The organism is Lentzea jiangxiensis, from assembly GCF_900104175.1.
GTDB classification, from domain to species: Bacteria; Actinomycetota; Actinomycetes; order Mycobacteriales; family Pseudonocardiaceae; genus Lentzea; species Lentzea jiangxiensis.
In genome coordinates this window covers 15677-29902 of record NZ_FNIX01000030.1, presented here as the reverse complement: position 1 = coordinate 29902, position 14226 = coordinate 15677, and the positions used below count along the sequence as shown (strand labels likewise).

The window sequence follows — 14226 nt, the reverse complement described above, 5'->3', positions numbered from 1 at the left end:
CGGCACAAATACTCGAATCCGAGCGATCGGAGTCGAGTGATGAAGAATCCGCTGGGTATGGCGGTGCTGGGGCTGTTGCTGGAATCGCCGTTGCACCCGCACGCGATGGCGGCGACGTTGCGGGAACGCGGCTTGGACCGAGCTTTCAAAGTCACGACGGGCTCGCTCTACGACGTGGTGCGTGCGCTCGTGCGGGAAGGCTGGATCGAGGCGCGCGAGACCGTGAAGGTCGGTGCGCGGCCGGAGCGGACGGTCTACGGGCTCACCGCGGCCGGGCGGGAGGAGTTCACCCGCTGGGTCGACCGGCTCGTGCGCGAGCCGCAGGCGGAGTTCCCGAAGTTCCTCTCCGCCGTCAGCTACCTGGGCGCTCTCGGGCCGGCCGGCGCGGTGGCGGCGTTGCGGGAACGCGCGGACCGGCTGCGGGCGTCGCTGGGGGAGATGCGCGCCGGGCACCGGGACGCGCTGGAACAGGTGCCGAGGCTGTTCGTGGTCGAGGTCGAGTACGCGGTCCGGATGGCGGAGGCCGAGCTCGCGTGGGTCGAGGAGGTCGTCGGCGACGTCGAGTCCGGGCGGCTCGCCTGGCCGGAGGAGGCGCGATGACGGTGCTGGTGGCCGGAGCGGGACCGGCGGGGCTGATGGCGGCGGCCGAGCTCGCGCTCGCCGGGGTCGAGGTCGAGGTGGTGGACGCGGCCGTGCGGCGCCGGTCGCACCCACGCGGGTTCACGTTGTCCGCCCGCAGCCTGGAACTGCTCGACCGGCGCGGGATCGTCGACCGGTTCCTCGCCGAGGGGCCCGCGGTGCCGTACGGGATGTTCCTGCCCGGCGTGTTCCTCGACCTGTCGGTCATGGACACCGACCACCCGTACACGCTCGGCATCGCCCAGAACCGCGTCGAGGAACTGCTGGAGGAGTGGCTCGCCGAGCTCGGGGTGCGGGTGCGCTGGGGACAGGAGGTCGTCGACCTCGCGCAGGACTCCGACGGGATCGACGTCGTCGTCGGTGGTGAGCGCCGGCGCTTCTCGTACCTGGTCGGGTGCGATGGCAGCCGTAGCGTGGTGCGCAACCGTGCCGGCATCGCGTTCCCCGGCGTGGACGCGTCGTCGTACGGGCTGATCGCGGACGTCGAGGCCGATTACGACGCGCTCGCGACCGGCGAGGTGTTCGTGCTGCCACGGCCCGGCTACGTGCGGATCGTGCTCGACGAGCCGGAGCCGCGCTCCGGTCCCGTCGAGCTCGAGTACGTCCGGGAACTGCTGGCCGCGCGGCTCGGACGCGCGGTCGAGCTGGGAAAGCCGTTGTGGCTGAGCAGGTTCTCCGACGCCGCGCGGCAGGCCGAACGGTACGTCCACGGACGGGTCGTCCTGGCGGGAGACGCCGCGCACGTCCACCCACCGGCCGGGGCGGTCGGCGTGAACGTGGCTCTGGCGGACGCGGTGAACCTCGGCTGGAAGCTGGCCGCGACGGTCTCCGGCCGCGCGCCGGACGGGTTGCTGCAGACCTACCACGACGAGCGGCACCCGGCAGGTGCACGCGTGCTGTCCACAACCCGCGCACAATCGATGCTCGGACGTGAGGACCTCGCACCGGTGCGAGACCTTCTGACAGACCTGAACGGCAAGCGGCTGGCCGAGCTCGTCACCGGCCTCGACACCCGGTACGACCCGCGCATCCCCGGCGACCATCCGTTGCTCGGCAGGCTCGCGCCCAACCGCCCCGTGGTGGTGGACGGCAGGACGACGTCCGTCGCCGAGCTGCTGCGTCCCGCACGGCCGGTGCTCCTGCCGGACGACGGCGGGATGCTCGTCCGGCCGGACGGCCACGTCGCGTGGGCGGCGGATCCGGCGACGCTCAGCGCCGCGCTGGAGACGTGGACCGGGCCATGAGGTCCAGGGCGTTGCGCGGTGCGGCGCCGTGCATCGTGTTGTCGAAGTAGACGTAGGTGTCGCGGTCCCAGCCGTGGATCTTCTCCGCCCATTCGTCGAGCTGCTGGTCGCTGTACGAACTGATGTACAGCTCGTCGTGCCCGTGCAGCCGCACGTAGGCGAAGTCAGCCGTCACGGCCTCGATGCACGGAAAAGTCGGTGCGTCCGACACGACGTGAGCAACGTTGTGCGCGCGCAGCAGGTCGAAGTAGGTGTCTGAGCGGAACGACTCGTGACGCGGTTCGAGGGCGTGCCTGCCCGGCGGGAGCATCGCGAGGAAGTCGCGCAGGACCGCGTGGTCGAAGCGGAGGGACGGCGGCAGCTGCCAGATGATCGGGCCCTGCTTGTCGCCGAGGGCCAGTGACTCGAAGAACGTCTTCAGGGGGTCCTCGACGTCCCGCAAGCGTTTGACGTGCGTGACGAGCTTGGGCCCCTTGACGGCGAACACGAAGTCCGGCGGCGTCTCGGCGACCCACTTGCGGTAGTTCGACGGCGGCTGGAGCCGGTAGAACGAGCTGTTGATCTCGATCGTCCGCACGTGCTCGGCGAGGTGGCCGAGCCAGCGGCGTTGCGGGACGGAGCGGTAGAAGCCGTCGCGCCACTCGGGGTAGCGCCAGCCCGACGTGCCGATTCTGATCATTCCGTCCGGGTAGCCGGGCGAGCCTGTAGCTACTCCGTAGCACTTTTTGGTGAACTGCGCTACATTCGTGGCATGCAGCAGCTCAAAGCCATCGGGCAGCGTGAGCTCCGCAACGACAACGCGGAGATCATGCGTCGCGTCGAGGCGGGGGAGAGCTTCGTCGTCACCCGCAACAACAAGCCGGTCGCGCAGCTCTCGCCGTACCGGGAGGAAGCCGTGTCCAGGCCGCCGCTCGGTGACGTCCAGGTGCTGTTCGGCACCCTGCCCCCGGTCGACGCCGACCGCTGGGAGGCCGACCGCCGCGCCGCCGACGAGGTGTTCGGCGCGGACGACCCGCTGGAAGACCCGTGGCAGAGGTGAGGCGCTGCCTGCTCGACACCTGTGTGCTGATCCGGCTCGAGCGGGCGAACCTCGGCGAGTACGTCCACGCCCAGCCGTTCCTGAGCGCCGTCACGATCGCGGAGCTGGCGTTCGGGCTCGACACCGAGGACCCCGTGGAGCGGTTCGCGCGCACCGAGCGGTACTACGCGGCGCTGCAGACGTTCGAGGTGCTGCCGTTCGGCGTGGAGGAGGCCAAGGTCTACGGGCAGATGGCCTCGCTGGTGCGCCGTGCCGGCCGCTCACCCCGGCCGCGGCGGATGGACCTGCAGATCGCGGCCACGGCGGCGGTCGCGAACATGCCGGTGCTGACGATGAACGTCAAGGACTTCAAGGACGTCGAACGGCTCGTCGAGGTCGTGCCGATCCACCGGGTCTGAGCGCCGAGGAAGAAGTGACGGACGCGCGCCGCCCAGGAGCAGCAGCGCCGGGATCGGGTTCGTGCCGCGAGCCAGGCGCTTCGGGGTGATCGCGACGACATTCACGCACTCGTTCCAGGTGCTCCACGCCGATGTCCTCGCACGGGGCGACCGGCACCAGGAGCGTGCCGGGACGTCCTCCCGCCCGCACCGGGTCCGCTCCGGTCGCGGGACGGGAGAACATCACCTGATCGAAAACACCCCGACTGCTAATGCTCTCGCGATTTTTCCCGATACCTCACACATGACTGTCACGGACATCGCGGCGTGGGGAACGGCGAACCACGTGCGAGCCGCTCTCGAACGGCACCTCACGGGCGCGCTGGTGGAGGTACCCGAGCACGACGAGTCGCCCCGCAGAGCGTTCAGCGAGGCGTTGCGCAAGTCGTTGATGCTGCGCCAGACGCACCCGTTCGACACCGTCGCGATCGGGCTGCCGGACCTGCTGCGCTACCGCGACCTGGTGGCCGGGTCCGAGGTGACGCTGCGCGCGACGAACATCGACGCCTACTTCATCCGCCAGGACGGCAGCGCGGAGCAGTACCTGCCCGAAACGGAGTGAAGCCCCGGCTCCGTCGGGAGAGCCGGGGCTTCGCACTCCTGAACGACTAGGCGGGCACGGACGCCACACCGGGCGCCAGGAACCGCTTGCCGGTCACCTTCTCCGAGATGCCCGTCCGGTCCAGGTATGGCGTGATGCCGCCCAGCCAGAACGGCCATCCGGCGCCGAGGAGCATGCACAGGTCGATGTCCTGCGCCTCCGCGACCACGCCCTCGTCGAGCATGATGCGGATCTCCTCGGCCAGGGCCTCCAGCGCGCGGTTCTTCACCTCGTCACCGGTGAGCGGCGTCGAGCCGAACTCCCAGAGCGCCTGGACCTCGGGGTCGACCGTCTGCGCGCCCGTGGAGTCCCACTGCCACACGGCGGTCTTGCCCGCGGCGACGAACTTCTTCATGTTCTCGGACACGGAGAAGCGGTCCGGGAACGCGCCGTGCATCGTCTCCGACACGTGCAGCGCGACGGCGGAACCGACGAGCTGCAGCAGGATCATCGGCGACATCGGCAGGCCGAGCGGCTCGGTGGCCTTGTCGGCGACCTCGAAGGAGGTGCCCTCGTCGACCGACTTGATGACCTCGCCCATGAAGCGGGTCAGCAGGCGGTTCACGACGAACGCGGGCGCGTCCTTCACGAGCACCGAGGACTTCTTGAGCTGCTTGCCGACCGCGAACGCCGTCGCCAGGGTGGCGTCGTCGGTCTGCTCGGCGCGCACGATTTCCAGCAGCGGCATGACCGCGACCGGGTTGAAGAAGTGGAAGCCCACGACGCGCTCGGGGTGCTTGAGCTTCGACGCCATGTCCGTGATCGACAGCGACGACGTGTTCGTGGCCAGGATCGCCTCGGCGGAGACGTGCTCCTCGACCTCGGCGAACACCTGCTGCTTCACGGCGAGGTCCTCGAACACGGCCTCGATCACGAAGTCGGCGTCGGCGAACGCGGCCTTGTCGAGCGAGCCCGACACCAGCGCCTTGAGGCGGTTGGCCTCGTCGGGCGAGATGCGGCCTTTGCCCGCGAGCTTGTCGACCTCGGCGTGGACGTAGCCGACGCCCTTGTCCACGCGCGCCTGGTCGATGTCGGTGAGCACGACCGGCACGTGCAGGCGGCGCAGGAACAGCAGCGCCATCTGCGAGGCCATCAGGCCGGCACCGACGACGCCGACCTTGGTGACCTTGCGCGCCAGCGACCTGTCCGGAGCGCCGGCCGGGCGCTTCGCGCGCTTCTGCACCAGGTTGAACGAGTACAGGCCCGCGCGCAGCTCGTCGCTCATGACGAGGTCCGCGAGGCCCTCGGTCTCGGCGGCGTAGCCCTTCTCGAGGTCGTTCTCGCGCGCCAGCTCGAGCAGCTCCAGCGCCTTCTGCGCGCCGGGCGCCGCGCCCTTGGTCTTGCCGTGGACGATGCCCTTGGCACGCGCGACGGCGGCGTCCCACGCCTCGCCGCGGTCGATCTCCCTGCGGGGCACGGTGATCTCGCCGCGCACCACACCGGACAGCCACAGCAGCGACTGCTCCAGGTAGTCGGCGGAGTCGAACAGCACGTCCGCGATGCCGAGCTTCAGCGCGTCGGCCGGCTTGAGCATCTTGTTCTGGTTGAGTGCGTTCTCGAAGATCACCGTCACGGCGTCGTTGGCGCCGATCAGGTTCGGCAGCAGCTGCGTGCCGCCCCAGCCCGGGAACAGCCCGAGGAACACCTCGGGCAGCGCGATCGCGGCCGCGTTCGACGCGAGCGTGCGGTAGTGGCACGACAGCGCGAGCTCGAGGCCACCGCCCATGACCGCGCCGTTGACGAAGGCGAAGGTCGGGATGTCCGAGTCGGTGAACTTCTTGAAGACGTCGTGGCCGAGCTTGCCGATCGTCACGCCCTGCGAGCGGTCGGTGGCCTGCTCGACGGCGGACAGGTCCGCGCCCACGGCGAAGATGAACGGCTTGCCGGTCACCGCGATGGCGACGGGCTTCGCCGCATAGGCCTCGTCGAACGCCGCGCCGAGCGACACGAGCGACTGCGGGCCGAACGTCGACGGGCGGGTGTGGTCCAGGCCGTTGTCGATCGTGATGAACGCGACCGGCTTGTCGAGGCCGGGAACGTCGATCAGGCGCGTCTTGGCGTGGGTGACGACCTCGTCGGGGAAGATCGCCTTTGCTTCCTCAGCGGTGATGGTCACTTGTCGCCACTCCAGTTCGGGTTCTCCCAGATGACCGTTCCACCCATGCCGATGCCGATGCACATGGTGGTGAGGCCGTAACGGACGTCCGGACGCTCGGCGAACTGACGCGAGAGCTGCGTCATCAGCCGCACGCCGCTCGAGGCCAGCGGGTGACCGGTCGCGATGGCGCCGCCCCACTGGTTCACGCGCGGGTCGTCGTCGGCGATCTTGAAGTGGTCGAGGAACGCCAGCACCTGGACGGCGAACGCCTCGTTGATCTCGAACAGGCCGATGTCCTCGATGGACAGGCCCGCGCGCTGCAGGGCCTTCTCCGTCGCGGGCACCGGGCCGACGCCCATGACCGACGGGTCGACGCCCAGGAACGAGTAGCCGACCATGCGCATGCCGATCGGCAGGCCGAGCTCGTTCGCGGTGTCCTCGTCGGCCAGGATGCAGCCGGTCGCGCCGTCGTTCAGACCGGCCGCGTTGCCCGCGGTGACCCGGCCGTGCGGGCGGAACGGCGTCTTGAGCTTGGCGAGGTCCTCGACCGTGGTGCCCGGACGCGGCGGCTCGTCGGCCGTCGCGAGGCCCCAGCCGTTCTCCGCCGAGCGGGTCGCGACCGGCACGAGCTCCGGGCCGATCTTGCCCGCGGCCAGCGCGGCCGCGTACTTGGCCTGCGAGGCCGCGGCGTACGTGTCCGCGCGGTCCTTGGTGATCTCCGGGAACCTGTCGTGCAGGTTCTCCGCGGTCTGGCCCATGACCAGCGCGCTCGGGTCGACGATCTTGTCCGACAGGAAGCGCGGGTTCGGGTCGACCCCCTCACCCATCGGGTGGCGGCCCATGTGCTCGACGCCGCCTGCGATGACGACGTCGTAGGCGCCGAACGCGATGCCGCTCGCCGCCGTGGTGACGGCGGTCATCGCGCCGGCGCACATGCGGTCGACGGCGTAGCCGGGCACCGACTTCGGCAGGCCCGCGAGCAGCGCCGCGGTCCGGCCGATCGTCAGGCCCTGGTCGCCGATCTGCGTGGTCGCCGCGATGGCGACCTCGTCGACGCGCTCCGGCGGCAGCTCGGGGTGCCTGCGCAGCAGCTCACGGATGACCTTCACGACGAGGTCGTCGGCACGGGTCTCGGCGAAAATCCCCTTGGGGCCGGCCTTGCCGAACGGCGTGCGGACGCCGTCGACGAAGACCACGTTCCGAACGCGTGCCGGCGCTGCTGGTGCGGCCACGGCGTCTCCTCCACTTGTGGTGACAACTCTGTCCACTCCGGCAGGGGAGCGCGACGTCCCTACCGGTCGGTAACGCCAACTCTAGCCCTAGTTACTGGCCGGTAACCACAGCGTCGCCCCTGTACTTTGCGTCACACACCTTGCGGATGACCAGGAACAGCGGCAACCCGGCCGGGGCCAGCAGGATCGTGATCACCAGAACGGGTGCCATCACCAGCGGGTGCACGTTCAGCCGCCGCCCCTCCAGGTACATCCAGCGTCCGACGAACAGGTCCCACGCGAGCATGTGCGCCCACACCAGCGCCGTGCCGGCGTCCGTGGCCAGGTACTCCGCCAGCGGACCGATCTCCGGCCGGGTGACCAGAGGCAGCACCGTGGAGAGCTCCGGGACCAGCAGCACGACGTAGATCAGCGCCGGTGGCAGCACGATCAGGTACGACTCGGCGATCCTCTCCGTCCACGACCACTTCGGCGCGAGGATCATGAGCGCCCAGAACGGTGCCGCGACCAGGAAGGTCAGGTCGAACAGGGTGGCGGTCATGCGGCAACGAGCTCCTTCTCCGGTTCACGCGCCCACACCAGTCCGAGTGCGGTCGCGGCGATGATCCCGGCCAGCGCGAGCAACGTCGTGCCGTCGGGCTGGACGAGCGACTGGCCGCGCAGGGCCTGCCAGGTCACGAGCAGGAAGGTTCCCAGGAACGACGCGCTGGCGACCCACGCGATCTTCGTGTTGGCGCGGTTGCCGAGCAGTGCGATGACGACCGGCAGCACCTGCAGCGCGTGCATGCCGATGAAGTGGCCGACGCGCAGGTCGCCGTGCTCGGTGCTCCACCCGGTGAGCGGCATGTACGCGCCGCCGTCGGGCGCGCCGACGGTGTGCGAGCCGAGCGTGCCGCCGTCGAGCGCCTGGCCGGGCTTCGGGCTCGTCATGAGGAAGCCGACGCCGAGGCCCAGGAACGAGATCACGAGCCCGAGCCGGATCGACCACGCCAGCGCCTCGTTCCCGAACTCCGCGCGCCACAGCAGGACCGCGACGACCGCGTGCGTCAGCCACAGCACCACGATGGTGGAGCCCATGATCGAGAACAGTGCCGTGTCGAGCGGGGTCTCGAAGTTGAAGTGGCTGCGCCTGCCGCGGACGACCTGGCCGACGATCACGACCATCTCGGCGGCGCCGGCGAGCGCGAGGACGGTGCCCGCCCACCAGCCGGCGCGCTGGAACTTCTTGAGGAACGTGAGCAGCCACGCCAGCGTGAACGCGTAGATCGTCAGCGACACGGCGAACTTGAGCGGCTTGAGCCAGATCGGCGAGTTGACCACCGTCCGGTCGTCGACGAGCAGCCCGACCAGCGCGATCGGGATCAGCACTGCCATCGCGAGACCGAAGACCACTAGCGGCCGGTGCCACGTGCGCAACATCTCTGTACCCCCTGGATGGATAGCGGCACTCTCTACTATCCGGAAGTTACACTATCCATATGCGTGTTGGCGAACTTGCGAAGAGAAGCGGCGTCCCGGTGCCGACGATCAAGTACTACCTGCGCGAGGGACTGCTGCCCGCCGGTGTGCTGACCAGCCCGAACCAGGCGCACTACGACGACGAGCACCTGCGCCGGCTCCGGCTGGTCCGTGCTCTGGTGGACGTCGGCGGTCTCTCGATCGCGTCGGTGCGCGAGGTGCTCGCGGCCATCGACACCCGCGACGAGTCGCTGCACAGCAAGCTCGGCGCGGTGCAGGAGGCGATCAGCCAGCCGAGCGCGGTGGAGCTGGACCCGCTCGCGATCGAGGACGTCCAGGCCTTCTTCGCGCGGCAGGGCGAGACCGAGTGCGTCGACGTCACCGGGAGCAACGTGACCCACATGCTCGCCGCGGCGCTCTCCGTGGCCCGCTCGGTCGGTCACGACCACTTCCGCGACCTGCTCGACCCCTACCTGGAGGGGTTGAAGATCATCGCGCAGGCCGACGTGGAGTACATCGCGGGCCGCGGCTCGCGTGATGACGTCATCGAGGCGATGGTCGTCGGCACCCTGATCGGCGACGCCGTTCTCAAGGCCGTCCGGCGGCTCGCGCACGTCCAGGTGTCGCGCGACGTGATCGACGGCCGGCCGGATTCCGATCCCTTGAACTGATGGGGTGAGGAGAGGCCGTCCCGCCGGGCATGGCACGAACCGCGCCGGACGGGTTCCGGTACGAATGGATCATGACGACCCGCGTGCCCTGGGACCCCGGCGGCTACCTCGCGCTCGCTCGCCGCGCCTGCTTCGTCTGCGAGCTCCTCGCCGGCAACCCGGACTACCCGCACCACGTCGCCTACCGGGACGAGGTGGCGGTCGTGTTCGCGAGCAGGTTCCCCTCGGCGGTCGGCCACTTCCTGGTGGCGCCGGTCGAGCACCGCGAGCACGCCATCGGTGACTTCACGCCCGACGAGTACGCCGCGATCCAGCGGGTCGTGCACCGGGCGGGCGGCGGCTTGACCGCGCTACTGCCCGTCGAGCGGCTCTACGTGCTCTCGCTCGGCAGTCAGCAGGCCAACCGGCACGTGCACTGGCACCTTGTGCCGCTGCCGCCGGGCGTGCCGTATGAAGATCAGCAGTTCGCCCTGTTCGATCCTTCCCGCGGCCACCTCGACCTGCCCGATGACGAGGTCGCGGACTTGGCCCGGCGCCTCGGCGACCACATGGTCAACTGAGGTCACAACCGATATATCAGTTCGGGCGACGTGCTGAGCTGGCCTTTAGCAACGACTCTTTGGACTTCGTCCGCAAAAGACTCATTGCAAGGGCTGGTGGAGCAGCCAGCGGACTTCGCCGTCGTGGACTTCGGAGGTGGGCGTGAGACCGACCGAGGCGGCGACGGCCGCAGAGGCGTGGTGGTCGGGGTGGACGTGGGCGATGACCGTGTGGACGGGCCGGGTCCTCAGCCGGGTGACGAGGCCCTGTGCCGCCTCGCGGGCGATGCCGCGGCCCTGCCACGGGATGCCGACCACCCAGGCGACTTCAGCGACGTGGTCGGTGATGGCCGCCTGGACGGTGCCGGTGAGGCGGTCCTCGTCGCGCAGGGCGATCACCCAGTTCAACCACCGGGTGCCCGGGTCGGGTGAGCCCGCGGTCAGCCGTTCGTAGCGGGCACTGAGCGCCTCGGGGGTGAGCGGTGCGCCGCCGGTGAACGTGTGCAGAGCAAGGTCCGCGAGCACCTCGGCCATTTCCGCGGCGTGTTCGACCCGCAACGGGATGAGGTCCAGGCGGGCGGTGCTGATCACGTGGGACGTCCCCTGGTGGTGCGGGAAAGCGGCGACGCGGTTGCAGGTCCGGCCGAGACGGGGTGGAGGTCAGCTGCCGGGCAGGTGCTCGGGCCGCGGGTGGACAGCGGGGACGACCCGCCCGGCGCGTTGACGACGGTCCTCGGCGGCGCACTGGATGGCCCAGGCGCGTGGCCGTCGAGGCCGTCGTCAACGCACAGCTCGGCCGGAGCCGGCTGGACTGCCGGATGTCAGCCGGCCGGTGGTGGTGCGGTCGCCGCCAGCGCCTTCGTCAGCGCTTCGAGGGTGAGCTCGATCTGCCACGAGCGGGCTCCGCCCTCCCGCAGCGCGGACGACACGGACTCGGGCGAGAGGTCGGCCGGCGGCTGCCAGCAGGTGCGGCGCACGAGGTCGGGCAGCAGCAGGTTCTCCACCGGAAGGGTGTTGGCCTCGGCGATGGCCCCCAGCGCCGCCCTGGTCGCGGTCAGCCGGGCCGCCGCGTCCGGGTCCTTGTCCGCCCAGCGGTTGGGCGGGGGAGGACCGTCGTGCTGGCTCGCGGGTTCCGGGAGCTCCGCCTTCGTCAGGTTCGCCGCCTTGCGCAGCGCGTTCATCCAGACGCCGACCATGCGGCGCTGGGAACGTCCGCGGAAGACCGGAAGCGCGAGCAGTTCGGCTTCCGAAGAGGGGTTGCGAGCGGCCGCCTCCATCAGGGCGGAGTCCGGCAGGACCCGTCCGGGGGCGATGTCGCGTTCACGGGCCACGGCGTCGCGGGCTTCCCACAGCGCACGCACGAGGGCCAGTTGCCTCTGGTTGCGCACGCGATGAATGCCCGACGTGCGTCGCCAGGGGTCGATGCGGGGGCGCGGCAACGGCGCCGTCCGCACCGCCTCGAACTCCTCGAGCGCCCAGGCGAGCTTGCCCTGGCGCTCCAGCTCGGCTTCGAGAACGTCGCGCAGCTGCACGAGCAGCTCCACGTCGAGAGCGGCGTACGTCAGCCAATCGGCGGGAAGGGGCCGGCGCGACCAGTCGGCCGCGCCGTGCCCCTTCTCGAGCCTGTAACCGAGTAGCCGTTCCACCAGCGTGCCCAGCGCGACGCGGTCGAACCCAGCCAGCCTGCCCGCCAGCTCGGTGTCGAACAGCACGCCGGGACGCAGCCCGAGTTCGGCGAGGCACGGCAGGTCCTGGGACGCTGCGTGCAACACCCACTCGGTACCGTCCAGCGCCTGCACCAGCGGGTCGAGCCGTCCGCCCAGGGCGATCGGGTCGACCAACCACGTGCCGGCGCCTTCCCGGCGCAGTTGCACCAGGTAGGCACGTTGTGAGTAGCGGTAGCCCGAGGCTCGCTCGGTGTCCACCGCGACCGGGCCCTTCGCCCCGGCGAGCGCGTCAGCGGCTCGCCGGAGCGCAGCAGGATCGGCGACCACGGGCGGGACCCCATCAGCAGGTTCCGTCAGCGGTACCGGATCTGGTCCGGATGGTGCGGTTGGCTCGTCGGCGGGTACATCCACAGCGGATGACCCTACGACGATCGCACCACTCACAGGTGTTCTCGGCCGGTTCAGTGCTTCAAACCGGTATCTAACGGATCACGCCGGCACGCATGGCCAGCGCGACCATCTGAGCGCGATCCCCGGTGCCCAGCTTCCGGCCGATCCGCGACAGGTGAGACTTCACCGTCAACGCGGACAGGCTCAGAGCTTCGCCGATCTCCTTGTTGCTCTGGCCATCGGCGACCAGTTGGAGCACCTCGACCTCATGCGCGGAGAGTTCCCGCGGCGTGTTGTCCGTGCCCGGCACCCGAGTACCCGCTGCGAGTACTGGTGCCACGCTCGGATCTGCGTAAACGCCGCCGTCGAGGACCCTGCGCACCCCGTCGGTGACCACCATCGGAGAGGCGGACTTCAGGAGGTACGCCTGGGCGCCCGCCTGGAAGGCCGACCTGACCGCGTAGGGGTCGTCGGAGGATGCGAGGACCACGATGCGGGGCCAGCCCTGGGCACGGAGTTCCGTGACCAGGTCGATGCCGGTGCCATCCGGCAGGCCCAGATCGAGGATCGCGAGGTCGCACGGTCCGGTGGCAAGTGCCCGCGCCCGAGCCTCTGCCACCGATGCGGCCTCATGCACTGTCCCGGCTCCCATTTGGGTGAGCCGAGCTGATATCGCCTCCCTCAGCAGTGGGTGGTCGTCGACCACCAGCACTGAAAAAAGCTCTTCCCGCGGGTGCGGGACCATGTTCGCCGGCAACGAGCCGGCTGGCGTGGTACGAACGGCCTGACCTAAGCCGACGGCAGCCACGTCACTACCTCCCTGGAGTCGGTCGTGCCCCCCGACCGGCACCGGAGACTTTCGTCCAATCAGCCGCGCCACTGATCGACCGAAAGTGGTGTCGTCTGGGGCAGCGTAGCCGCCCATGCGGGTCTACGGGACGATCAATCGGGTATCTATCCCTATTGAGTTGTGACAGATGGCCCCATCTGTCACACGATTGGATGACAACTGGATAGGGGGCGTAACGCGAGGCCCTCTCAGAACGACATCTAGGAGTTGGTTGTGCGGAGCGGTTCGGGTGTCGAACGAGCGCGGGCCCTGCTGCGGCGCGTGCCCCTCGTGGATGGCCACAACGACCTGCCGTGGGCACTGCGGGAGTTCGGAGAGGGAACCGGCGAGGACGTCTTCACGACCGCCGCGAAGATCGATCTCACGGACCGTCATCCCAGCCTGCACACCGACATCGTGAAAATGCGCGAGGGCGGCCTGGGAATGCAGTTCTGGTCCGTCTGGATCCCCGGCAGGCTCGCGGGAGACGGAGCCGTCACCGCCGTGCTGGAGCAGGTCGAGCTGGTCCACGAGCTGGCCGGGCGGTACTCCGACCACCTCGGGATCGCGACCACCGCCGCCGAGGCTGAAAAAGTTTTCGCATCCGGGCGTGTCGCGTCCCTGCTGGGCGCCGAGGGCGGTCACTCCATCAACTCTTCACTCGGTGTCCTGCGCGCCCTGCGCCGGCTGGGCGTCCGCTACATGACGCTGACGCACAACGACAACACCCCGTGGGCCGACAGCGCCACCGACCAGCCCGAACACGGTGGCCTGACCGAGTTCGGCCGCGAGGTCGTGCGCGAGATGAACCGGATCGGCATGCTCGTCGACCTGAGCCACGTCGCGCCCAGCACGATGCACGCGGCGCTCGACACGAGCGTCAAGCCGGTGATCTTCAGCCACTCCTCGTGCCGCCACGTCGCGGACCACCCCCGCAACATCCCGGACGACGTCCTGGTCAAGCTGGCGGCCAACGGTGGTGTGGCCATGATCACATTCGTCCCGGACTTCGTGTCGCCGCGTGTCGCTGAATGGGACGCAGCCCTTCGTGACGCGATGACCGCCGCCGGCGCGAGCCACGCGGACATGGACGAGCGGAAGAAGTTCACCGAGGAGTGGGTCGTCGACCACCCCAAGCCGGTCGCGACGCTCGACGACGTCGTCCTGCACCTCGACCACGCCCGCGAGGTCGTCGGCGTCGACCACATCGGGCTGGGCGGCGACTACGACGGCGTCCAGGCGCTCCCGCAGGGCCTCGAGGACGTCTCGACCTACCCGAACCTCATCGGCGCGCTGCTCGACCGAGGCTGGTCCGAGGACGACTGCGCGAAGCTCGCGGGCGCCAATGTCCTGCGCGTGCTGCGCGACGCCGACAACTGACC

General features: G+C 69.8%; 16 protein-coding genes. 8 read left to right on the top strand and 8 right to left on the bottom strand.

Translation table 11 applies throughout. From position 1 onward, the window contains the following. Positions 1 to 39 precede the first annotated feature (39 nt). Positions 40 to 600, top strand: coding sequence for a PadR family transcriptional regulator (locus BLQ91_RS37640; RefSeq protein WP_090105040.1), 561 nt, complete (start codon positions 40 to 42; stop codon positions 598 to 600). Further along, positions 597 to 1883 carry an FAD-dependent monooxygenase gene (locus tag BLQ91_RS37635; protein ID WP_090105036.1) on the top strand — a complete coding sequence of 429 codons (1287 nt, stop codon included), beginning with the start codon at positions 597 to 599 and terminating at the stop codon, positions 1881 to 1883. The genes BLQ91_RS37640 and BLQ91_RS37635 overlap by 4 nt, the downstream gene beginning before the upstream one ends. On the opposite strand, the gene BLQ91_RS37630 is transcribed toward BLQ91_RS37635, so the two are convergent. Next, positions 1849 to 2562 carry a DUF72 domain-containing protein gene (locus BLQ91_RS37630; protein ID WP_090105033.1) on the bottom strand — a complete coding sequence of 238 codons (714 nt, stop codon included), beginning with the start codon at positions 2560 to 2562 and terminating at the stop codon, positions 1849 to 1851. The two genes, BLQ91_RS37635 and BLQ91_RS37630, sit on opposite strands and share 35 nt — an antisense overlap. Positions 2563 to 2634: 72 nt before the next feature. On the opposite strand from BLQ91_RS37630, the gene BLQ91_RS37625 reads away from it, so the two are divergent. From BLQ91_RS37625 to BLQ91_RS37615, 3 genes are all read left to right on the top strand, one after another. Next, positions 2635 to 2922 (top strand): type II toxin-antitoxin system Phd/YefM family antitoxin, encoded by a 288-nt coding sequence (locus BLQ91_RS37625; protein ID WP_090105031.1) that lies wholly within the window; start codon positions 2635 to 2637, stop codon positions 2920 to 2922. Continuing rightward, on the top strand, positions 2910 to 3320 hold the full coding sequence (locus tag BLQ91_RS37620; RefSeq protein ID WP_090105029.1) for a type II toxin-antitoxin system VapC family toxin: 411 nt from the start codon (positions 2910 to 2912) through the stop codon (positions 3318 to 3320). Before BLQ91_RS37625 ends, BLQ91_RS37620 begins: the two co-directional genes overlap by 13 nt. A 283-nt stretch (positions 3321 to 3603) precedes the next feature. Next, positions 3604 to 3921 (top strand): hypothetical protein, encoded by a 318-nt coding sequence (locus BLQ91_RS37615; RefSeq protein WP_090105027.1) that lies wholly within the window; start codon positions 3604 to 3606, stop codon positions 3919 to 3921. 46 nt (positions 3922 to 3967) lie between these two features. On the opposite strand, the gene BLQ91_RS37610 is transcribed toward BLQ91_RS37615, so the two are convergent. The 4 genes from BLQ91_RS37610 to BLQ91_RS37595 all read right to left on the bottom strand — a co-directional run bounded on the left by BLQ91_RS37610 (position 3968) and on the right by BLQ91_RS37595 (position 8664). Continuing rightward, complete coding sequence (locus tag BLQ91_RS37610) at positions 3968 to 6076, bottom strand: 3-hydroxyacyl-CoA dehydrogenase NAD-binding domain-containing protein (protein ID WP_090105025.1); 2109 nt, start codon at positions 6074 to 6076, stop codon at positions 3968 to 3970. After that, positions 6073 to 7290, bottom strand: a complete 1218-nt coding sequence (locus BLQ91_RS37605) for a thiolase family protein (protein WP_090105024.1) — start codon at positions 7288 to 7290, stop codon at positions 6073 to 6075. The genes BLQ91_RS37610 and BLQ91_RS37605 overlap by 4 nt, the downstream gene beginning before the upstream one ends. Before the next feature lie 91 nt (positions 7291 to 7381). Further along, positions 7382 to 7831: an ABA4-like family protein gene (locus BLQ91_RS37600; RefSeq protein WP_090105022.1), complete on the bottom strand. Its 450-nt coding sequence runs from the start codon at positions 7829 to 7831 to the stop codon at positions 7382 to 7384. Next, complete coding sequence (locus tag BLQ91_RS37595) at positions 7828 to 8664, bottom strand: hypothetical protein (RefSeq protein WP_143023021.1); 837 nt, start codon at positions 8662 to 8664, stop codon at positions 7828 to 7830. Before BLQ91_RS37595 ends, BLQ91_RS37600 begins: the two co-directional genes overlap by 4 nt. A gap of 104 nt (positions 8665 to 8768) precedes the next feature. On the opposite strand from BLQ91_RS37595, the gene BLQ91_RS37590 reads away from it, so the two are divergent. Both BLQ91_RS37590 and BLQ91_RS37585 read left to right on the top strand, forming a co-directional pair. Beyond that, positions 8769 to 9419, top strand: coding sequence for a MerR family transcriptional regulator (locus tag BLQ91_RS37590; protein WP_090105019.1), 651 nt, complete (start codon positions 8769 to 8771; stop codon positions 9417 to 9419). Positions 9420 to 9490: 71 nt separating this feature from the next. Then, positions 9491 to 9979 carry an HIT family protein gene (locus BLQ91_RS37585; RefSeq protein WP_090105084.1) on the top strand — a complete coding sequence of 163 codons (489 nt, stop codon included), beginning with the start codon at positions 9491 to 9493 and terminating at the stop codon, positions 9977 to 9979. A gap of 81 nt (positions 9980 to 10060) precedes the next feature. On the opposite strand, the gene BLQ91_RS37580 is transcribed toward BLQ91_RS37585, so the two are convergent. The 3 genes from BLQ91_RS37580 to BLQ91_RS37570 all read right to left on the bottom strand — a co-directional run bounded on the left by BLQ91_RS37580 (position 10061) and on the right by BLQ91_RS37570 (position 12823). After that, complete coding sequence (locus tag BLQ91_RS37580) at positions 10061 to 10549, bottom strand: GNAT family N-acetyltransferase (RefSeq protein WP_245734246.1); 489 nt, start codon at positions 10547 to 10549, stop codon at positions 10061 to 10063. 230 nt (positions 10550 to 10779) lie between these two features. Next, on the bottom strand, positions 10780 to 12036 hold the full coding sequence (locus BLQ91_RS37575; RefSeq protein WP_090105017.1) for a ribonuclease D: 1257 nt from the start codon (positions 12034 to 12036) through the stop codon (positions 10780 to 10782). 70 nt (positions 12037 to 12106) lie between these two features. Then, complete coding sequence (locus BLQ91_RS37570; protein WP_090105079.1) at positions 12107 to 12823, bottom strand: response regulator; 717 nt, start codon at positions 12821 to 12823, stop codon at positions 12107 to 12109. Positions 12824 to 13078: 255 nt separating this feature from the next. Here BLQ91_RS37570 and BLQ91_RS37565 point away from each other — a divergent pair, with 255 nt between their 5' ends. Then, positions 13079 to 14224 carry a dipeptidase gene (locus BLQ91_RS37565; protein ID WP_090105015.1) on the top strand — a complete coding sequence of 382 codons (1146 nt, stop codon included), beginning with the start codon at positions 13079 to 13081 and terminating at the stop codon, positions 14222 to 14224. The last annotated feature ends 2 nt before the right edge of the window (positions 14225 to 14226 follow it).